The sequence below is a fragment of the Paenibacillus sp. FSL W8-0919 genome, from assembly GCF_038003785.1.
Lineage (GTDB): Bacteria > Bacillota > Bacilli > Paenibacillales > Paenibacillaceae > Paenibacillus_AQ > Paenibacillus_AQ lactis.
In genome coordinates this window covers 3,454,097-3,473,604 of record NZ_JBBOPV010000001.1, presented here as the reverse complement: position 1 = coordinate 3,473,604, position 19,508 = coordinate 3,454,097, and the positions used below count along the sequence as shown (strand labels likewise).

The following is a 19,508-nucleotide window of genomic DNA, read 5'->3' as shown; positions in this document are numbered from 1 at the left end:
GACTATAAAGGAGGTGAAACGTTATGAAAATTGCCGCTTCCGGATATTACGGAATGGGGAATTTCGGGGACGATCTGTTCCTTCATACCCTCCGCCAGGTTTTTGACAATCACCATGTCTACCCTTGGAATTCCCGGCTGGACCCGAATCAGACCGATGCATTCATCATCGGCGGAGGCGATCTGATCACGCCTTATTCCTTCAACAACTATTATTTCCCTGAACAGCTCAAGGGAAGGCCTACCTGGGTCTATGGCGTTGGCATTGTGGACGCTTACCCCGAGCACACCTGGCCGGAGGATCAGGTCTCCGCTTACCGGGATATAATCTCGGCGGCCCAGCGTGCGGTGTTCCGGGATGAGAGGTCCCAAGCGATCGCGCAGCGGGCTAGGTTTCACCGAAATGTCGAGGTCGCTCCGGATATCGTGTTCGGATACCGACAGCCGGCCATTCCCGTAAAGCGTTTCTCGAGACGTCCGACGATCGGCGTGGTCGTGTTCTCGTATTCTTCCTTCCCGATGGACAATATGACGAAGCTGCTTACGCATTTGAACCAAAAGGGGTACCACTTGGCACTCATACCGGTCATCCATCATCCGGGAAATGCCTATTCCGACTACAGCACATGCTTGCAGCTGCAGCAGAAGGTGAAGGAGCTGTCGCCGCACGCATCGATCGAAACGCTTCCTTTTCTGATGGATATCGAGCTGACGTACAGCTTCATTCAATCCGTCGATTATTTAATCTCTTTCAAGCTTCACCCGTCCCTTGCGGCCCTTCGGGGAGGTAAGCCTGTCCTGGCCTTCAGCACGATGGGCAAAGTGCACAGTCTTCTGTGCTCTTTCGGGCTTGGGCAGTACGTGGTCGATTACCGGCAGCCGCCGGACGAATTGGTTGAGCGCACCGAGCGCTTTTTGAAATACGGGCCCGGCCACGTGCACGGCGCACTTCCGCTCATCCAGAGCACCGAGCAGCGAAGCCTGGCTTCCCTGCTCGAGCTAAAGTCTGACATTGAACAATACAAACGATAACAGAAAGGAGAATGACCCATGTGCTGTTTCCTGTTCGGCAGACGACTTGCTGCCAAAGTAAAGGCGTTATCGCGCCAAGTTGAGCTTCTCAGCCGGCAAACCGAACACTTAACCGAACGGGTAGAATCGCTGGAGGACCAGGTTCGAACCGGGTTGATCATCATTCCGGAGCTGATTGAATATTTCGGAGCCCGGATCGGCCAGAGGGTACGTGTAGGCACGACCTTCGTTACCCTGGAAGGCGTCGTTCTGGCGACGGCCGACGACGGAGTCCAGCTCCGGGAGGCTTCAGGCGATCTCGTTCTGATTCCTTTTGCCAATATTACGTCCGTGCAGTAACGTTTGCTCGAGAGAGACTGATTGGATTCACTGTTCATGATTTTGAAAAAGGAGGCGAACCCCTTATGCGTTTTGTAGATTGGCTCGAAGGCTTTATCGGATCCGAAACCGAGGTGGCGGTGTCCGGCGATATCATCGTCGGGACGTTAACCGCGGTCGAAGACAGCACCGTGACGTTAAAGGTGCCGCCGATCATTTATGGCCCTCCGACCGATACGGCGATCATTCCGCTCCGGTCGATCGAATTCGTACGCATCGTTTCGTCCTGATCGGGTTCCTGTAACTTAGACAGTAAAAGGATGGGAGGCATGGCGCGCCCGCATGCCTTGCCAAATAATAAAGAGGCGGCCCTTAGGTCACAGACCTTGAGGCTCGCCTCTTTGTTATGCTTCACGATGTATTCCATAACGGATTAGCGAATACAGATCAATTCGAGTCCGCAGGGCCTTCTTCTTCTTTGATCAGCCCGGCGAACAGCGCATGCACGAACTGCTCGGAATCGAAGGTCTGCAGATCCTCCATCTTCTCCCCGAGGCCTACGAGCTTCACCGGCAGGTTCAGCTCCTGGCGGATGGCGATAACGATGCCGCCCTTTGCCGTTCCATCGAGCTTTGTGAGGACAAGTCCGGTTACGCCGCTCTTCTCGCCGAACAGCTTCGCCTGACTCAGCGCATTCTGGCCTGTCGTAGCATCCAGCACCATCAGCACTTCATGCGGCGCACTCGGAATTTCCCGCTGGATCACGCGGAAGATCTTGTTAAGCTCTTCCATCAGATTCGTTTTGTTCTGGAGGCGTCCAGCCGTATCGCAGAGCAGGACATCCGCTTGCCGCTGCTTGGCCGCTTGTACGGCGTCAAACATGACGGCCGCCGGGTCCGATCCCGCCTGCTGCTTGATGACTTCAACGCCAACCCGCTCGCCCCAAACCTCGAGCTGCTCGATCGCCCCTGCGCGGAAGGTATCTCCTGCCGCCAGCAGCACTTTTTTCCCTTGCTGCTTGTAGCGGTGTGCCAGCTTGCCGATCGTTGTGGTCTTGCCGACGCCGTTGACGCCGACAAACAGGATCACCGTAATGCCGTCCGGATTTTCGCGGAGCTCGTTGCTGCTGTCATCGCGAAGCAGCTCCATCAGCTTCTCGGACAATACCGGCTGCAAATCCGCCGCATCTTCGATCCGGCGCTTCTTGACCTCCGCCCGGAGGTCGTCCATCAGATCCATCACCGTATTGACGCCGACATCGGCACCGATCAGGATCTCCTCCAGCTCCTCATAGAACTCCTCGTCTATTTTTTTACGCCGGGTTACAAGATCCGATACCTTCTCGATGAATCCCTTCCGCGTTTTTTCGAGTCCGTCGCGGAACTGCTTCGTTACATTCTCGGTCTTGCTCGAAATGCTCTCTTTCAGTCTCTTAAAAAAGCTCATAGTTCCCTCCACACATGTTAAATGTTCTATCAGGCAATTTCCGCTTCTTCATTCTCCAGCTTGACGGACACGAGCTTCGATACGCCGCCTTCCTCCATCGTGACCCCGTACAGCACGTCCGCTTCTTCCATCGTTCCTTTACGGTGAGTGACCACGATAAACTGCGTCTGCTCGGAAAACTCGCGCAAATACTGGGCAAAGCGCACAACGTTCGCTTCATCCAGTGCCGCCTCGACCTCATCCAGCACGCAGAACGGCACCGGCTTCACATGCAGAATGGCGAATAGAAGCGCCATGGCGGTCAGCGCACGTTCTCCGCCTGACAGCAGCTGCAGATTTTGCAGCTTCTTGCCCGGCGGCTGCGCGACGATATCGATACCCGTCTCCAAGAGACGATCCGGATCGATCAGAACAAGGTCTGCGCGCCCGCCTCCGAACAGCTTCGTAAATACGGTTCCGAACTCGCGGCGAATCGCATCAAAGGTCTGCTTAAAGCGCCTTGACATCTCATCATCCATTTCTTTGATGACTTGATACAGCGTCGTTTTCGCCTCGACCAGGTCCGCCTTCTGTTCGCTGAGGAACTGATAGCGTTCATTGACGCGCTGGTATTCCTCAATCGCGCCGAGGTTCACGTCCCCGAGGCCAGCAATGGAGCGCTTCAAATCCCGCACTTCATGCTGCGCGGACGTCACGTCCTCCGGCACCGGGTAGCGCTGCTTGGCCAGCTCATAGCTGAGCTCGTAATCCTCGCTTAATTTCTTAAGAATATTCTCCAGCTCCACATCGAGCCGGTTAACTCCGATTTCGGTCTCGCGGAGCTTATCTTCCACCGCTTTCAGCTGGATGCGCTGCTCCTTTGTCTCGCTCTCCGCTAGCTCCAGCTTTCGGCCAAGAGCCGTGCGCGCCGCCCGCTTAAACTCAAGCTGCTGCGCCGCCTCTTCCTTCTTCAGCTTGTACTCGTTCAAATTCTCGATCTGCTTGACGCTTTCGCGCTCATTCTGCTCGAGGTCGGCTTGAACCGAGGCCAGCATCGTACGGTTCTGCTTTTGTTGTTTCTCATGATTATCGACATCGGATTGCAGCCGCTTCAGCTGCTCCTCCAATGAGAAGGTCTCCTGATCCAGCTTGCCCTCACGGACTTTGAGCAGCGTAAGCTGGCTCTGCAGCTCTTCCTTGGCCGACTCATTGGCCTTGCGGGCAAATTCCGCGGCTTGAATGGCCTGATGCGTCGCCTTCTCCTCTTCCTCCAGCTGCTGCAGGAGCTTCTCCGCGCGGGCTCTCGCCTCCTGAATCTGCTTCGCTTCCTGCTCCTGGCTGCTCTTCTCCTCGCCGGCAAGCTCTGCCTGCTCCAGCACGTGACGCAGCTCATGCTCCAGCTGCTTCCGGTCTCCAGCCGCCTGCTGCTCTTCAATGCGCTTGTCGTCCCCTGCTTTACGCAGCGAATCCAGCTTATCCTGAGATTCCAGCATTTGCGTTCGTACGCCTTCGATGCCTTGGCGAAGCTTGTCCAGCTGGCGCTCGGTTTCCGTAATCTCTTGATCCAGCTGCTCCAGCTGGCGTTTGCGGCCAAGCAGGCTGTTCGTTTTCTTATGATGGCTTCCGCCGGTCATCGAACCGCCCGCATTGACGACATCTCCTTCCAGCGTCACGACACGGAAGCGGTAGGAGAACCGCGCTGCAATCTTGTTGGCCTGCTCCAGCGTCTCGGCAATCACGACATTGCCGAGCAAGCTGCCGACGATGTTGCTGTAACGCGGATCGTACTGCACGAGCTCGGAGCCGAAGCCGACAAACCCTGGCTCCCCTTCGGCCAGCGACCGGTCCGATCCGGAGACATTCCGCGGCCGGATGACGTCCAGCGGCAGAAATGTCGCCCGTCCTAGCTGCCGCTGCTTCAGGAAGGAGATCGCCTGCCGCGATACCGCTTCGTTATCCATAACGATATGCTGTACCGATGCTCCGAGCGCCGTTTCCATGGCCAGCTCCAGCCTTTCCGGCACGCGGATCAGCTCCGCCACCGCCCCATGGACACCCTGGAGCACCGATTTGCGCGATGCCTTCAGCACTTCCTTAACGCCCAGCATGAAGCCGTCAAAGTCATCCTGCAGCTCTTTCATGGTATCCCTGCGGGCAATTTGAGCTTCCCGCTTCTGCTCCCATTTCCGTAGCGCGCCCTGCGTCTCATCGAGCAGCTTCTGCAGCGACTGGTAACGCTCGCTCTCGCTGATGTACCCGCTGCGCAGATCGGCGATTTCCTTACCGAAGCGTTCGATGCTGCGGTCGATGCTCTCCTTGCGGCGAAGCAGATCCTCTTTCAAGGCCTCCCATTTGCCGGATTCCTCCTGTGCGCGATTCATCCGACGCTCCAGCGCTTCCTGCTGTTGATCCGCATAACGGATTTCATTGCGCGCTTGGGCCATCCGGTTCATCAGCTCGAGCAAATTGCCTTTCAGGCTCTCCTCCTGCTCCTGGCTGATCCCGCCGGTGACGCCGACCAGCTTGGCTTCTTCCGCCGAGAGCTGATCCCGAACCTGAATCAGCTCCTGCTTCAGCTCCGACAGCTTGCTCTTCATGCGTTCAAGCTCTCCTACCCGCTCGGCAAGATGGGTATCGCCCGAATGGAGGCTGTCCTCCAGCTGCTCCCGCGTGCGCTCCAGATTCCGGCGGCGCTCCTTGAGCACTTCCCCGTACCCCTCGCTCTTCTCGAACAGCTCGCTGTATTGCAGAAGCTGGCTCTGGATGTCCTCCACTTCCTGCTCCAGCTGCCGCAGCGCCGATCGGTCGCTCTCCAGCTTGGCATCATGCGCGGAAACGACCGTTGACAGGGCAAGCTGCTCTTCCTTCAGCTGCTCGAGCTTTGCATTCGCTTCGCTCCATGCGTTATGAATCTGCTCAATTTGGTATACGTACAGCGATATTTCCTTATGCTTCAGCTCCTCGCGGAGCTCCTTGTAACGGACCGCTTTCTCGGACTGCTCCTTCAGCGGTCCGATCTGATCCTCAAGCTCTGTGACAAGATCGTGGATGCGGAGCAGGTTCTGCTCCGTCTCATCCAGCTTGCGCACGGATTCTTTTTTGCGCGATTTATATTTAACAATACCGGAAGCTTCCTCAAAAATGCCCCTGCGGTCTTCCGATCTTGTGCTTAAGATCTCTTCGATACGCCCCTGTCCAATGATGGAATAGGCTTCCTTGCCGATCCCCGTGTCCATGAACAGCTCCGTAATATCCTTGAGCCTGCAGGACTGCCTGTTGATGAAATATTCGCTGTCGCCGCTTCGGTGCACCCGTCTGGTCACCGTTACCTCGTGAAAATCAAGCGGAAGCACATGATCCTCATTGTCGAGCGTAAGCGATACTTCGCCATAGTTGACCGCCTTACGCGCATCGCTGCCGGCAAAAATAATGTCCTCCATCTTCCCGCCGCGAAGCGATTTGGCGCTCTGCTCCCCAAGGACCCAGCGGATCCCGTCGGAGATGTTGCTCTTGCCGCTGCCATTCGGACCTACGACAGCCGTAATGCCGCGTACGAATTCCATCTCCGTTTTATCGGCAAACGACTTAAATCCTGCTAGCTCAATCCGTTTCAAAAACATATACGACCCATCACCTCTTTACGCTATTGTACCACAAGCAGAATCGGCTTTTCCGCTGTCTATGGACGGAGTTTTTCTTCCGAAAAAAGTCGACTCTCCTATCAGGATAGCTGGACAACGAAAAGAGCAAAAAACAGTCATTTCATCCGGATCCGGTTATCTGCCTGACTGCTCTTTGCTCTTTGTTTGTCCTATTCCTAAAGCGAAGCATCAGCCGTCCGAGCGCTTCAGCTGCTTGAGCGCTACCGCCGCCGCTTGCTGCTCGGCTTCCTTCTTGGATCTTCCGCTTCCGCGTCCAAGACATTTGCTTCCCATGTATACCTCTGAGACAAACTCCCGCTCATGTGCCGGTCCTCGCTCCTCAACGATGCGATATTCCAGCGCACCCATGCTGTGATGCTGCGTCAGTTCTTGAAGCTCGGTCTTATAATCGCTCATCTGCGGACGGCCATTGACGGTGATTGAAGGAAATACATGATCGTGCAAAAATTGACGCACCGCCTCCAGTCCTTGATCCAGATAAAGCGCCCCCACAAACGATTCGAATACATCAGCCAGAAGAGCCGGGCGGGTACGTCCGCCCGTCATTTCCTCTCCCTTGCCGAGCAATACGTACCGTCCGAAATCCAGACGCAGGGCGAACTGCACAAGCGAAGGCTCGCATACGATGGAAGCCCGAAGCTTGGTCAGCTCTCCTTCCGGCCGGTCCGGAAACAGATTGTATAGAAACTCGCTGACGGTCAGCTCCAGAACCGCATCGCCCAAAAATTCGAGGCGTTCATTGTCCTGGTTCTGACTGAAGCGGTGTTCGTTTACATAAGATGCGTGGGTAAAGGCCTGCTTCAGCAGCATTGCATTTCGAAATTGAATATGGAGTTTATGCTGTAACTGCTTCAGATCTCCACTCAACACACTATCTCCTTACTCGGCGTATTTTTTCAGGATAATCGTTGCATTATGACCGCCGAACCCGAAGGAGTTGGACATGACGACGTCCAGATCGGCTTCGCGCGGATGATTTGGTACATAGTCGAGATCGCATTCTGGATCCTGATTCTCCAGATTGATCGTCGGCGCGATGCGCTGATGCTTCAGGCTCAGACCGCAAATAACCGCCTCAACCCCGCCGGCGGCTCCCAGCAGATGACCTGTCATCGATTTAGTGGAGCTTACCGCCACTTTATACGCATGATCGCCGAGCGCAAGCTTGACGGCTTGGGTCTCGGACCGGTCACCGACCGGCGTCGACGTGCCGTGGGCATTAATGTAATCCACTTCCTCCGGCGAGATGCCCGCGTCGCGGATCGCCATCTTCATGCAGCGTGCCGCTCCGTCAGGATCAGGCTCGGTAATGTGGTGAGCGTCTGCGCTAAGGCCGTAGCCAATGACCTCGGCATAGATTTTCGCTCCGCGCGCCTGAGCATGCTCCAGCGATTCGAGCACAAGCACTCCGGCGCCTTCACCCATGACAAATCCGTCGCGGCCCGTATCAAACGGCCGGCTTGCCTTCTCCGGCTCATCGTTGCGGGTCGACATCGCGCGCATCGCGCAGAAGCCCGCCATGCCGGTCGGACGGATCGTAGCCTCAGCTCCGCCGCAAATCATGACATCCGCATCGCCGCGCTGGATCAAACGGAACGAATCCCCGATCGAGTGCGTCCCGGTTGCGCAAGCCGTAACCTGTGTCGTATTCGGGCCTTTGGCTCCAAGGTTAATGGACATTTGACCGGAAGCCATGTTCGCGATCATCATCGGAATGAAGAACGGGCTGACGCGCTTCGGTCCCTTTTCAAGCAAAATGTTATGCTGGTCTTCCCAAGTACCGAGACCGCCGATGCCCGATCCGATCGACACGCCGACACGCTCTGCATCAACATTGCTTCCGATCTCGAGCCCGCTGTCCTCCAGCGCCTTCGAGCCTGCAGCAACGGCGAACTGTACGAAACGGTCCATTTTGCGGGCTTCCTTCCGGTCCATGTAATCCTCCGGATTGAAGTCCTTCATCGACGCTGCAATCTGCGTGGTGTATTCACTGACATCAAAGGATTCAATGCGGGATACACCCGATTTTCCTTCCATCAGGCTGTTCCAAAATGTGTCCAAGTCCTGACCGAGAGCTGTCATGACTCCCATTCCTGTTACAACGACTCTACGTTTCATCAAGCTCACCTCTATATGGACTGCTTGTCCCTCCCCTTCATCCGGTCAAGGATTCAACGAGAAGGGACATCGCAGCAATAATCTATCATTGGTTGCATGAATACGGCGATTGAATGAGGAGAAGTCCCGCCTGGCTAAAGAACGGGACTTAACTTTATGACTTAGGTATGAGATTGTATGTAGTTTACAACTTCACCTACGGTCGTAATTTTCTCCGCATCTTCATCAGAGATCTCCATATCAAACTCATCTTCCAATTCCATCACCAATTCCACTACATCGAGAGAATCAGCTCCAAGGTCATCTTTGAAAGATGCTTCTAGTGTCACGTCGGCTTCGTCAACACCCAGGCGGTCGACAACGATGCGTTTCACGCGTTCCAATACATCGGACATCCGGCTCACCTCCTCTTGGTAATTATACGAGATATGACTTCAAATTGCCATAGAAGGCATTTGAAAACGTTATAGTTTCGACGCCCTAGGCGTCTAGGCTGCGAAAGCGGCTTCTACATATACATGCCGCCATCCACATGAAGCACCTGGCCGGTCATATAAGAGGCGCTTTCGGATGCCAGAAAAGCAACAACTCCGGCAACCTCCTCCGGCTGACCCAGCCGGGCAAGCGGAATGCCGCCAAGCAGCCCCTCTCTCATATCCTCAGACAGCTCCCGCGTCATGTCGGTATCGATAAAGCCCGGTGCCACTGCATTCACGGTAATGCCCCGTGATGCCAATTCGCGGGCGGCCGACTTCGTCAAACCGATGACGCCGGCCTTCGCGGCCACATAGTTGGCCTGGCCCGGATTGCCGAGCGCTCCGACGACGGAGGAAATATTGATGATCCGACCGTAGCGCTGCTTCATCATCGGACGGGTTACCGCCTTCAGGCAGTTGAACACCCCTTTAAGATTCGTCTCAATCACCTGATCGAATTCCTCTTCCTTCATGCGCATGATTAAATTATCTCTAGTAATCCCTGCATTATTCACAAGGATATCTATTCGACCAAATGCATCCAATACCTGCTTCACCATGGCATCCGCTTCATCAGCCCGTCCAACGTTGGATTGAATCGCGATGGCTGATACGCCTTTCGCGCGGACCGCTTCCACGACTTCCGCAGCGGCAGCTTCACTCCCTGCATAATTGACAGCGACGTTAGCGCCAAGATCGGCGAGCGCAAGCGCGATGCTGCGGCCGATGCCGCGGGAAGCACCCGTAACAAGCGCAGTCTGCCCCTTCAGTCCCTCATTCATACCTGTACCTCCTTTCAAAAAGGATCTCTCTTCATTCGAATTCACATCAAGGATTCGAGTTTTTCAGCGTTCTCCAGGCTGTTCACATTAACCACCTTGACGGATTTGTCAATCTTTCGGATGAGTCCGCTAAGCACGCTGCCCGGACCAATCTCGACAAAAGTATCGACGCCTTGCGCGATCATCCATTCAACGCTGTCCTGCCACAATACCGGAGAGTATACCTGCTCGACCAGCAGACCGCGGATCTCCGAAGCATCCTCCACCGGACGGGCCGTCACGTTCGCCACAACCGGCACGGCTGGAGAATGGAAGGTCGCTGTCTCCAGCTTGTCTCCAAGCCGGCTGGCTGCATCCTTCATCAGCGAGGAATGGAAGGGCCCGCTTACTTCAAGCGGAATGGCGCGTTTGCCGCCTGCTTCCTTCACTCGTTCCGCCGCGGCAGCGACGCCCTCGGCGGAGCCGGAAATAACGATCTGCCCCGGGCAGTTCATATTCGCAAGCTCAACCACATGCCCGTCGGCCGTAATGCTGCTGCACAGCTCGGCCAGCGCCTGACGTTCGGCGCCTAGCACAGCCGCCATGGAGCCTTGCCCGCCCGGAACGGCCGCCTCCATATATTCACCGCGCGCCCTTACGATCGAAACCGCTTCTTCGAATGTCAGGACGCCGGCGCATACAAGCGCGCTGTATTCGCCCAGGGAATGGCCTGCGACAAAGTCGGGCTTAATCCCTTTGCCGCGAATCGCTTCCAGATAGGCCATGCTCGTCGTCAGAAGAGCCGGCTGCGTATTCGCCGTTTGCTTAAGCTCTTCATCAGGCCCGTTGAAAATAATGGAGCTGAGCGAAAAACCCAGCTTGTCATCCGCAGTTTGAAAAATGTCCCGTGCAGAGGGGACCGCGTTGAATGCATCCTGTCCCATCCCCACGGACTGGGCGCCCTGCCCCGGAAATATAAATGCTGTTTTCCCCACAATCGTCGGCTCCCTTCATGCGCGAAGATCCATTCGCGCTAAATGTGCGATGTCACCAGATGAGTACGGACGAGCCCCAGGTTAATCCGCCGCCAAAGCCTACCATGAGCACTTTATCGCCTGGCTTCAACCGGCCGGACTCCTGTGCTTCGACTAGAGCCAGGGGCACGGATGCGGCTGACGTATTCGCATACTTGTCGACATTGATGACAACCTTTTCTTCAGGAAGCTCAAGCCGTTCCATCGCCGATTTGATAATCCGGATATTCGCCTGATGCGGAATGAATAAGTCGATGTCCTTCTTATCGATCCCCGCCTTGGCCAATACGGCCTCCGTTGCGCTTCCCATGACCCGTACCGCAAATTTAAACACTTCGCGTCCGTTCATATAAATGTAATGTTTATTCGTATTTACCGTCTCCGCCGATGCCGGCAGTCTTGAACCTCCAGCCTCGATGTACAGATGCGCGCCGCCTGCGCCTTCGGCGCCAAGATCAAAGGCTTGGAACCCTCGGCCTTCCGGCACTTCTCCGACAATCGCTGCGCCGGCTCCGTCGCCGAACAGCACGCAGGTGTTCCGATCGCTGTAATCCGTGATTCGCGACAGGCAGTCTACACCGATCACCAAGGCATTGTTGTACATGCCCGTTTTCACGAAATTCGTGGCAGTAGCCAGTCCGTATACAAATCCGGAGCAGGCTGCCGAAAGGTCAAATGCCGCCGCCTTCTTGGCGCCTAAACGATCCTGCAGCAGGCAGGCCGTTGACGGGAAGAACATGTCGGGAGTAATGGTAGCCACGATAATCAGCTCCAGATCCTCCGCATGCATGCCCGCCGATTTCAGGGCGTTCACGGCAGCATGATAGGCCAGATCCGATGTTGCCTCATGCTCGGCTGCAACATGACGCTCCTTGATGCCGGTACGGGAGACGATCCACTCATCGCTCGTATCCACCATCTTCTCCAGATCCTGGTTAGTTAAAATCTTCTCCGGCACATATTTGCCGGTGCCAATAATTCCGACCGGACGCAACTTGTTCATATCCTCACTCACTTCCCGCTGATTTCCTTCGAAATGCTCTCTACCAACTGATTCTGCAAAGCTGTGCGCGCCTGGCGGATCCCGTTCTTCACCGCGTTCGCATCCGATGAGCCATGGCTCTTCACAACGAGGCCGCCAAGACCGAGAAGCGGAGCCCCGCCGTGCTCCTTGTAATCCAGCATCGACTTCAAGCTGCGCAGCTCCGGCATCATGAGCGCGGCGGCGAGCTTGGTTTTGAGCGATTTGCCGAACTGCTCCTTGAGCAGCGAGAACAGCGCGCCGGCCGTTCCTTCAATGGATTTAAGCAATATGTTGCCGGCAAAACCGTCGCACACCAGCACATCGCATACGCCGTTCATCACATCACGCGATTCCACGTTGCCGACAAAATGGATCGGCAGCTCCTCAAGCAAAGGGTACGCGTGCTTCGTCAGCTCGTTTCCTTTGCCGGCCTCCGTCCCGACGTTGAGCAATCCGACGCGGGGCTTGGCGATTCCATGCACCTTCTCGCGGTATAGGCTGCCCATTAGCGCGTACTGCTGCAAATGCTCGGGCTTCGAATCCATGTTCGCGCCAAGATCCAGCGCAAGCATTCCCTTGCCGTCAAGCGTCGGAATCATGGGTGCCAGCGCCGGGCGCTCGATTCCGTTCATCCGGCCGACGACGAGCAGCCCCGTTGTCATCAAGGCGCCCGTGTTGCCCGCGGAGATCATGGCGTCTGCCTCCCCTTCGCGGATCATTCGTCCCGCAACGACCATCGAGGCATCCTTCTTCCGGCGCACAGCCTTCACGGGCTCATCCTCCGCCTCGATGACCTCACTGGCATGGACGATCTTCAGATTGGAGGGACGCTCCTGCAGCAGACCTTCGATCCGCGCCTGATCGCCAACGAGGATAACCTCCGTATCCGTCCATTCCTTCGCCGCGAGCAGCGCGCCTTCCACATTGCTGTTCGGCGCATGGTCACCGCCCATCGCATCAACGACAATTCTCATGCCTATTTCCTCCTTCACTTATGTCATTCCCCTGCAGATCGGTATATTACGAAATTCCCCTGGAACACCATTTCATCGGAGACATAAGTAAACACTTCCACCTTCGCCTTCTGCCCCGCAATGTTCCGGACATAAGCCTTGGCTATGCATTTCTCCCCGAGCTTAACCTGTCTCAAAAATCGGATGTCCGCCGAGGAAGTCAGTGCGATTTCGTCGTTTATTACTGCCACAGCAAGTGAATTGGCCTGAGCGAACACATAGTGTCCGCGCGCAATCCGGGTTTTGCTGAATACATGCTCCTCACGAATTTCGAATATTGATATTCCGCTCTTGTCTAATTGCAAGTCAACAACGTCTCCGATGACTTCCTCAAGCGACAACGAGCGAACCTGATCGTAGGAATGCTCGGCCATCTGCTTCATTCGCTCCCGAAGCTCCGGGATGCCGAGTTCCATCCGGTCCAGGCGAATCGTCTGAATGCTGACTTTAAGCTGGCGCGTCAACTCGCGGTCCGTAACAAAGGGATTCTCGTCGATCAGCTGGACCAGCCGCTTGTGACGGTCTTTCTTAGATAAACGATCGATGACGAAACAACTCCTTCTGCCGCTATTATAGCCGCCATACTTCAAACCTATATGTAAATTAGTCGCAAATATTAGAACCTGGTACTAATGTTAAGTATAAATGATGTCACGTTAAAAAGAAAGAGGACCGGGACAAAAAAAATAGCACCTCACCAGAGATGAAGTACTACTTATGAAAAGACTATTGTTTGATGATCTCTCTTGCCTTATACGTTCCGCATACTTTACATACGCGATGAGCAAGCTTCAGTTCTCCGCATTGCTCGCATTTCACCATGCCCGGCACAGCCAGCTTAAAGTGAGTACGACGCTTGTCACGACGTGTTTTGGACGTTCTACGTTGAGGTACTGCCATGTTCCCACCTCCTTATCGGTTCAACCCGCTTTCACGGGTATCCTATCCATCATCATTTAAAGAAGTCCTTTAGCCCGGCCAATCTCGGATCAATTACTTCCGTGTCGCAATCGCAGGCGCCTTCATTAAGATCTTTGCCGCAATTGTGGCAAAGTCCCTTGCAGTCGTCCCTGCATACCGGAGCTAGCGGCAGTTGAAGAAGAAATGCTTCCTCCACATATGGAGCGAGATCCACACTCTCGCCTTGCACATATGTCGTGTCGTCATCTTCGTCCTGAATGGATTCAGGATTCTCCACCTGCTGGAATACTTCATGAAAAGGGATGTGCAGATGTTCGTTGACCGGCTTCAAGCAGCGGGAGCATTTCATCTCCAGCTCAGCTTCCAAGCTTCCCCGAACGTCTACCGAGCCTGCAACGGACGGAACTGCCTTCAAATCCACTTGCAGCGGCTGAACGGCGACGATATCCTTCCGACCCTTTACGGCATTCGTAACATCCACGGTTTGATGGAACTGTAACGGTTGATCGCTGGTTGTCAATTTACGAAATTGAATAAGCATATCCATCACTCCAAACAAACAAAGATTATTATACCGATTCAGCCGGAGTTTTGTCAACAGGATTACCTTTAAGAACCTTGCGGATATCCTTTTTTTGCGCCGCGGCAGGCACTGCATGCAACGCCGCTTACGCATGCGTTTATTCTTGCAGTTTCGGCATCGAATTATGTTATATTCTTAAGCAAGGAGTTGAAGTACAGTGAAAACGGTTGGAATCGTGGTTGAATATAACCCCTTACATAACGGCCATGAGCTGCATTTTCATAAATCCAAAAAAATCACGCGCGCGGATGCGGTAGTCGCCGTCATGAGCGGTCCGTTCCTCCAGCGCGGCGAGCCCGCCATTGCCAGCAAGCGCGCCCGAACGGAAATGGCGCTTGCCATGGGGGTCGACCTCGTGCTCGAGCTGCCGGTCACCTATGCGGTGCAGCCGGCGGAATGGTTCGCATACGGCGCCGTCGCCACCCTTCATGCAACAGGCGTCGTGGACTGCCTGTCATTCGGATCGGAGAGCGGTACGCTGGAGCAGCTTCTCCCTCTCTCCCGCATCCTCGCCAGGGAACCGGACAGACTTCGCGCGGAGCTTGACCAGCGCCTTGCGGAAGGGCTAAGCTTCCCGTCCGCCTACGGCGCCGCGGCTGCCGCCGCCTTTGGCGTTTCCGAAGAAGACGCTGCCGGGCTGCGGGAACTGCTTACGAAGCCGAATAATTCCTTAGGGCTGCATTACCTGATCGCGCTTCACCGGTTAGGGAGCTCCATAGAGCCCTTCACCATCTCCAGGGAAAGCGCCCAGTATCATGACCCCGAGCCAGGGACCGGATCCATCGCCAGCGCAACGGCGGTCCGCAGGATCATTGCCAACCAAGGCATTGAAGCGGCTGCTCCGTATATTCCCGAATATACGCTGCGGATCCTGGAACGCGAAATCCGATCGGGCAGAGCCCCGATGAACTGGGACAGGTTCCGCCAGCCGCTGTTCCAGACCTTGCTCACATCTCCCCCGGCCCAGCTTGCGCAGTGTCTGGAAGTGACCGAAGGGCTTGAGTATCGAATCCGCCGAATGCTCCCCAAGCTCGATAACAGCTCCGTGGATGCGCTGCTGGATTCGCTCAAGACCAAACGATACACCCGTACCAAGCTGCAGCGCATGCTGGTGCATATTATGCTGAACCACCAGAAAGCCGGGATGAATCCCGGCGAGCTTGTCCGTGGCCCGGGCTATATCCGTGTGCTTGGGTTCAATGAGACTGGAAAAAAACTGCTGAGAACGATGAGGAAGACCGCTTCCCTTCCGGTCGTCATTAAACCGGCCTCGCTGGATCATCCCCAGCTTACGCGCGACCTTCAAGCAGCCGCCGTGTACGCCAACGCCTACCCGAATGCGGACGCCCGCGACCTCTACCATGACTATCGGCTGCCGCCCCTTACTCTTTAGGCGGCAGCTGCTCCAGATAGTCCAGCGCATCCTGCAGGCGCTCGACTTGTACAAGCTTCATGTCCGTTCCGATCCGGTCGGCCCGCTTCTTGGCTTCCTCGTAGTTCTTCGTCGGCACGAAGAAGATTTCGGCTCCCTCCCTGTCGGCCGCAACAATTTTGTGCTTCACGCCGCCGATGGGACCAACCTTGCCCGACTTGTCGATCGTGCCCGTTCCGGCGATCCGGTAGCCCTTGCTCAAATCGCCCGGCGTGAGCTGATTGTAAATTTCCAGCGTGAAGATCAATCCGGCCGAAGGTCCCCCGATGTTGGTATCCGCAAAGTTGATCACGTAATCCGGGTTGCTCGGCGCAACCTTCTGCATGGTGGCGATCATGACCCCAAGACCCGGGCGCTCCGCTCCCGTCTTTTCGTCCTTGATGCTGACGAGAGACACATCCTCCTTCAAGGTTTTACCTCCACGCTCCAGCTCCACCGACACCTTGTCTCCGACTTGCTTGCCGCTTAACAATGCGGCGATTTTCTCGTTGTCCTTCGCAGGCTGTCCGTCAATCCGGATCAGTTTGTCTCCCGGCCGAAAATGATCCGCATTGGCGGAATCGTCAGGGATCGACATCACGAACACGTAGGCCGGCTCAATGGCATATTCAACGCCGGCTGCCTGATAGGCAGCCTCCATAGCGGACGATTGGGAGGAGTTCATGTAATAGACCTGGGTGGCCGCGTATTCCTCCTTGCTCTGATCCCCCATCTTTTCAGCCTTTTGCACAACCTCGGCATTCGGATTGAACGTCGACATCATCAGCAAGGCAAGGTTCGCATAACTGGCCGATACGGTCGTCATCATGAACGTCCCCTCTTCCTCGGGATCGCTCTTCTCGACGCGGATCATCGGCCGCACCTCCTCGGCGCTGCCCGGCTGATAAATCAAATAAGGTGTCGGCATGTACACGACCAGGTACACCATTAATCCAACCATCAATAAATACAGTATAATTCTTGAGCCATTCGGTTTAACAGTCTTCTTCATCGCATTCTCCCTCGCCTTCTAAATCCGGGCCTCGCGCCAAGATTGGTCTGACGGTTGTCTCCCTTGCATAAAGTTGTACTAGCTATGTTTACGTCGAAAGGAGATTCCTTATGAATAAAGGCAACGCCACCAAAACCCAGTCCGGATTCGCCAGCACCGTCCTGCTGGGGGCAGCCGCCTTCTTGCTGGTGCTGGCCGTCGTCAGCGCGCCCGAGCCCGCCTTTCAGGCCACCCTGCAAGCTTTGAAATTATGGTGGAACATCGTATTTCCCGCACTGCTGCCGTTTCTTGTCCTTGTGGAAATATTGATGGCCTACGGCTTCGCCCATGGTGCAGGCGTTCTGCTCGATCCGCTCATGCGAAAGCTATTCAAGCTGCCGGGCAGCGGCGGCTGGGTGCTCATTACAGGGATGACCGCCGGATTTCCGGCCGGCGCTCAAGCCGCCGCCTCCATGCACAGGCAGGGCGACCTCGGCCCAGGCGAAGCGGGAAGGCTTGCCGCCATGGCCCACTTCTGCAATCCGATGACGATTCTGGTTGTCATCGGAACCGGGCTGCTCCATCAGCCAGCGGCGGGGTACCTGCTCCTTATCGTGCACTGGATTACCGGCCTCCTGGCCGCGTGGCTGTTCAGTTTTTTCAGAAGAACACCGCATGGACGAAACGATGTTGCAAAACCGAACAAGCCTGCCCGGCAAGTTCCGCTATTAAAGCGAGCCGCTGCGGCTGCATTGGAAGCCCACAAACGGGACGGGCGCAGCTTTGGCAGACTGCTGGGAGACTCCGTCACCCGCTCTGTCCAAACCTTAATGATGTCCGGCGGCTTCATCCTGTTATTTGCCGTGCTTACCCGGGTACTGTCCGAAAACGTGCTGCCCTTGCTTCCTTCTTATTTTACCTCGGGATTGCTGGAAATCCACCTTGCATCCGCATCGATCAGCAGCTCCGCCTTTACGAACAGCGCCATGCAGCTTGCCGTCTTATCCGCCGTACTCGCCTGGAGCGGCATTAGCGCCCAGCTGCAAAGCCTCTCCCTTATGCGGGATGCCGGCCTTTCGTGGAGCTACTTTATCCTGAAGCGAATCGTTCATTCCTTGCTCGCATTCTTGGTTATGCTGGTATGCTGGAAGCCCGCAAGCAGCCTGTCTGCCGCCATCGTCCCGGCCTTCAGAACGGAGCCGCCGCAGACTGGACAGAACGGGAATATCTTCAACCTGTGGACAGGATTTCCGTCCGTTCTTCAAACACAAATTGCCTTTTTCTTGCTGATTGCGGCAGCGCTATGGGTGATTTCATCCATTATTGTTCGCGTGCGGCGTTGAATTTACGGCGCAAAGCCGCATCCACCTCGGGACTGACCAGGTCGGTCGTATCGCCGTTGAAGTGTGCGATCTCTTTAACCAGACTTGAGCTGAGAAAGGAATATTTCGGATGGGTCATCATGAAGATCGTCTCCGCATCGGGATTCAGCTTATGATTGGTCGAGGCGAGCTGCAGCTCATACTCGAAATCCGTAACGGTCCGGATCCCGCGGACGATCACTTGCGCATTCCGCTGACGCACATAATTGGCTAACAGATCGCGGAAGCTGTCGATTTCCACGTTCGGCAGATGACGGGTAGCCTCTCTCAACAGATCCTTCCGCTCCTCCACCGTAAACAGCGGGTTTTTGCTTAAGTTGTTTAGAACGGCCACGATCAGCAAGTCAAACTGCTTTGAAGCCCTCGTAATGATATCCATATGCCCCATCGTCACAGGATCAAAGCTGCCGGGATAAACGGCAATTCGATATGTACTATTATTCTCGGTTGTCATCGTGTGATTCCTCCTCATCCGCACCGGCAGCTTGTCCTTGTACGGTTTCGTATCTGTATATGGTGACGGCGGTTTCGCCGTACCTCGCTGTTCGCATGCCGTGAAAATGGCCGAAGCTCTCCGGATATTCATAGCCCGACTCATATTCCAGAACAATAACGGCTCCCTCGCGTAGAAGCTTGCGCTCCGCCATATCATTCATGAGCTCATCCCCATTTTTGAACTTATAGGGAGGGTCCAGAAACACCAGATCGAATGCCGCGCCCCGCTTCTCCAGCACCTTAAGCGCTCTTGCCGCATCGTTGCGATATACCTCTGCCGCCTCTTGCAGGCGTACAGCCTTCAGATTATCCTTGATCGTCTCAATGCTCCGCTGCTCCACGTCAATAAAAACAGCACGATCCATTCCCCGGCTTAACGCCTCGATGCCAAGGCCGCCCGTGCCCGCAAACAGGTCAAGGACGGTTCCCCCGTCAAAGTAGGGGCCGATCATACTGAATATCGCTTCCTTCACTTTATCCGTCGTCGGACGGGTGCTCATGCCGGGAACGCTTTTCAGCGGTCGGCCTTTTGCACTTCCGGATACTACTCTCACTGCTCGATTCACCCGTTTCATCACATCAAGATTCATGGCCATGACGGCCATAGCATTGATTATCGTAACATAATCCTGCCGCATATGAAAAATGAAACATGCCCCCTCTTCATTTTTTTTCAAACTCAGGTATATTTCCGCTCCTGCCGGGCATCCTAAAGATATCGACATCAATGAATGTCGTAGACAACCGCGGAGAAGACTTACGTTTCCCCATAAGCTCTTCGTCCGGTTTCTCCTCTCCCATGAGGGAGTCTCTTCGGAGGCTCCCGAAAACAATCCCTGCAGTATCAGGATTTTACTGTAGGG

At 55.3% G+C, this 19,508-nt stretch carries 19 protein-coding genes and 1 pseudogene; 5 read left to right on the top strand and 15 right to left on the bottom strand.

Annotated features, from left to right (window positions below; genetic code table 11):
* The first annotated feature begins 23 nt into the window (after positions 1–23).
* The 3 genes from NST44_RS15710 to NST44_RS15700 all read left to right on the top strand — a co-directional run bounded on the left by NST44_RS15710 (position 24) and on the right by NST44_RS15700 (position 1,639).
* Positions 24–1,031, top strand: a complete 1,008-nt coding sequence (locus NST44_RS15710) for a polysaccharide pyruvyl transferase family protein (RefSeq protein WP_213617098.1) — start codon at positions 24–26, stop codon at positions 1,029–1,031.
* 18 nt (positions 1,032–1,049) lie between these two features.
* Positions 1,050–1,370: a hypothetical protein gene (locus NST44_RS15705; RefSeq protein ID WP_213617100.1), complete on the top strand. Its 321-nt coding sequence runs from the start codon at positions 1,050–1,052 to the stop codon at positions 1,368–1,370.
* 65 nt (positions 1,371–1,435) lie between these two features.
* Positions 1,436–1,639: a hypothetical protein gene (locus NST44_RS15700; RefSeq protein ID WP_340900054.1), complete on the top strand. Its 204-nt coding sequence runs from the start codon at positions 1,436–1,438 to the stop codon at positions 1,637–1,639.
* Positions 1,640–1,796: 157 nt separating this feature from the next.
* On the opposite strand, the gene ftsY is transcribed toward NST44_RS15700, so the two are convergent.
* From ftsY to NST44_RS15640, 12 genes and pseudogenes are all read right to left on the bottom strand, one after another.
* The gene (ftsY, locus tag NST44_RS15695) at positions 1,797–2,795 is read right to left on the bottom strand and encodes a signal recognition particle-docking protein FtsY (RefSeq protein WP_007132112.1); all 999 of its coding nucleotides are present in this window, start codon (positions 2,793–2,795) and stop codon (positions 1,797–1,799) included.
* Between the two features lie 29 nt (positions 2,796–2,824).
* Positions 2,825–6,394, bottom strand: coding sequence for a chromosome segregation protein SMC (gene smc / locus NST44_RS15690; protein ID WP_007132113.1), 3,570 nt, complete (start codon positions 6,392–6,394; stop codon positions 2,825–2,827).
* A 210-nt stretch (positions 6,395–6,604) separates the two neighbouring features.
* Positions 6,605–7,303 (bottom strand): ribonuclease III, encoded by a 699-nt coding sequence (rnc, locus tag NST44_RS15685; RefSeq protein WP_028406687.1) that lies wholly within the window; start codon positions 7,301–7,303, stop codon positions 6,605–6,607.
* A 12-nt stretch (positions 7,304–7,315) separates the two neighbouring features.
* Positions 7,316–8,554, bottom strand: coding sequence for a beta-ketoacyl-ACP synthase II (fabF, locus tag NST44_RS15680; protein ID WP_007132115.1), 1,239 nt, complete (start codon positions 8,552–8,554; stop codon positions 7,316–7,318).
* Between the two features lie 161 nt (positions 8,555–8,715).
* Entirely contained in the window at positions 8,716–8,949 is a 234-nt protein-coding gene (gene acpP / locus NST44_RS15675) for an acyl carrier protein (protein ID WP_007132116.1), read from the bottom strand.
* A 113-nt stretch (positions 8,950–9,062) separates the two neighbouring features.
* Complete coding sequence (gene fabG, locus NST44_RS15670) at positions 9,063–9,812, bottom strand: 3-oxoacyl-[acyl-carrier-protein] reductase (protein ID WP_007132117.1); 750 nt, start codon at positions 9,810–9,812, stop codon at positions 9,063–9,065.
* A gap of 41 nt (positions 9,813–9,853) precedes the next feature.
* A complete protein-coding gene (fabD, locus tag NST44_RS15665) occupies positions 9,854–10,786 on the bottom strand; it encodes an ACP S-malonyltransferase (protein WP_007132118.1) in 933 nt (310 codons plus the stop codon).
* A gap of 52 nt (positions 10,787–10,838) precedes the next feature.
* Positions 10,839–11,828 (bottom strand): beta-ketoacyl-ACP synthase III, encoded by a 990-nt coding sequence (locus NST44_RS15660; protein WP_007132119.1) that lies wholly within the window; start codon positions 11,826–11,828, stop codon positions 10,839–10,841.
* Between the two features lie 8 nt (positions 11,829–11,836).
* Complete coding sequence (plsX, locus tag NST44_RS15655; protein WP_007132120.1) at positions 11,837–12,823, bottom strand: phosphate acyltransferase PlsX; 987 nt, start codon at positions 12,821–12,823, stop codon at positions 11,837–11,839.
* A pseudogene (gene fapR, locus NST44_RS15650) lies at positions 12,807–13,407 on the bottom strand (transcription factor FapR). Before fapR ends, plsX begins: the two are co-directional and overlap by 17 nt.
* Before the next feature lie 181 nt (positions 13,408–13,588).
* The gene (rpmF, locus tag NST44_RS15645) at positions 13,589–13,762 is read right to left on the bottom strand and encodes a 50S ribosomal protein L32 (protein ID WP_006211382.1); all 174 of its coding nucleotides are present in this window, start codon (positions 13,760–13,762) and stop codon (positions 13,589–13,591) included.
* Positions 13,763–13,814: 52 nt separating this feature from the next.
* On the bottom strand, positions 13,815–14,324 hold the full coding sequence (locus NST44_RS15640) for a YceD family protein (protein WP_007132122.1): 510 nt from the start codon (positions 14,322–14,324) through the stop codon (positions 13,815–13,817).
* 199 nt (positions 14,325–14,523) lie between these two features.
* Between NST44_RS15640 and NST44_RS15635 the strand changes: the two genes are divergently transcribed.
* Positions 14,524–15,759 carry a nucleotidyltransferase gene (locus NST44_RS15635; RefSeq protein ID WP_007132123.1) on the top strand — a complete coding sequence of 412 codons (1,236 nt, stop codon included), beginning with the start codon at positions 14,524–14,526 and terminating at the stop codon, positions 15,757–15,759.
* Here the strand turns inward: NST44_RS15635 and NST44_RS15630 are convergent.
* A complete protein-coding gene (locus tag NST44_RS15630; protein ID WP_007132124.1) occupies positions 15,749–16,789 on the bottom strand; it encodes a SepM family pheromone-processing serine protease in 1,041 nt (346 codons plus the stop codon). The two genes, NST44_RS15635 and NST44_RS15630, sit on opposite strands and share 11 nt — an antisense overlap.
* Before the next feature lie 110 nt (positions 16,790–16,899).
* Here NST44_RS15630 and NST44_RS15625 point away from each other — a divergent pair, with 110 nt between their 5' ends.
* The gene (locus tag NST44_RS15625) at positions 16,900–18,111 is read left to right on the top strand and encodes a nucleoside recognition domain-containing protein (RefSeq protein ID WP_213617103.1); all 1,212 of its coding nucleotides are present in this window, start codon (positions 16,900–16,902) and stop codon (positions 18,109–18,111) included.
* Here the strand turns inward: NST44_RS15625 and coaD are convergent.
* Positions 18,089–18,604 (bottom strand): pantetheine-phosphate adenylyltransferase, encoded by a 516-nt coding sequence (gene coaD / locus NST44_RS15620; protein WP_007132126.1) that lies wholly within the window; start codon positions 18,602–18,604, stop codon positions 18,089–18,091. The two genes, NST44_RS15625 and coaD, sit on opposite strands and share 23 nt — an antisense overlap.
* Positions 18,588–19,199 (bottom strand): 16S rRNA (guanine(966)-N(2))-methyltransferase RsmD, encoded by a 612-nt coding sequence (rsmD, locus tag NST44_RS15615; RefSeq protein WP_028406694.1) that lies wholly within the window; start codon positions 19,197–19,199, stop codon positions 18,588–18,590. The genes coaD and rsmD overlap by 17 nt, the downstream gene beginning before the upstream one ends.
* Between the last annotated feature and the right edge of the window lie 309 nt (positions 19,200–19,508).

Bases quoted from the DNA above. Each gene is read 5' to 3' on its own strand.
- ftsY (WP_007132112.1), bottom strand. From the start codon at position 2,795: ATGAGCTTTTTTAAGAGACTGAAAGAGAGCATTTCGAGCAAGACCGAG.
- rpmF (WP_006211382.1), bottom strand. From the start codon at position 13,762: ATGGCAGTACCTCAACGTAGAACGTCCAAAACACGTCGTGACAAGCGT.
- NST44_RS15700 (WP_340900054.1), top strand. From the start codon at position 1,436: ATGCGTTTTGTAGATTGGCTCGAAGGCTTTATCGGATCCGAAACCGAG.
- fabG (WP_007132117.1), bottom strand. From the start codon at position 9,812: ATGAATGAGGGACTGAAGGGGCAGACTGCGCTTGTTACGGGTGCTTCC.
- plsX (WP_007132120.1), bottom strand. From the start codon at position 12,823: ATGAGAATTGTCGTTGATGCGATGGGCGGTGACCATGCGCCGAACAGC.
- coaD (WP_007132126.1), bottom strand. From the start codon at position 18,604: ATGACAACCGAGAATAATAGTACATATCGAATTGCCGTTTATCCCGGC.
- NST44_RS15625 (WP_213617103.1), top strand. From the start codon at position 16,900: ATGAATAAAGGCAACGCCACCAAAACCCAGTCCGGATTCGCCAGCACC.
- NST44_RS15640 (WP_007132122.1), bottom strand. From the start codon at position 14,324: ATGCTTATTCAATTTCGTAAATTGACAACCAGCGATCAACCGTTACAG.
- smc (WP_007132113.1), bottom strand. From the start codon at position 6,394: ATGTTTTTGAAACGGATTGAGCTAGCAGGATTTAAGTCGTTTGCCGAT.
- NST44_RS15705 (WP_213617100.1), top strand. From the start codon at position 1,050: ATGTGCTGTTTCCTGTTCGGCAGACGACTTGCTGCCAAAGTAAAGGCG.
- NST44_RS15660 (WP_007132119.1), bottom strand. From the start codon at position 11,828: ATGAACAAGTTGCGTCCGGTCGGAATTATTGGCACCGGCAAATATGTG.
- NST44_RS15630 (WP_007132124.1), bottom strand. From the start codon at position 16,789: ATGAAGAAGACTGTTAAACCGAATGGCTCAAGAATTATACTGTATTTA.
- acpP (WP_007132116.1), bottom strand. From the start codon at position 8,949: ATGTCCGATGTATTGGAACGCGTGAAACGCATCGTTGTCGACCGCCTG.
- NST44_RS15710 (WP_213617098.1), top strand. From the start codon at position 24: ATGAAAATTGCCGCTTCCGGATATTACGGAATGGGGAATTTCGGGGAC.
- fabF (WP_007132115.1), bottom strand. From the start codon at position 8,554: ATGAAACGTAGAGTCGTTGTAACAGGAATGGGAGTCATGACAGCTCTC.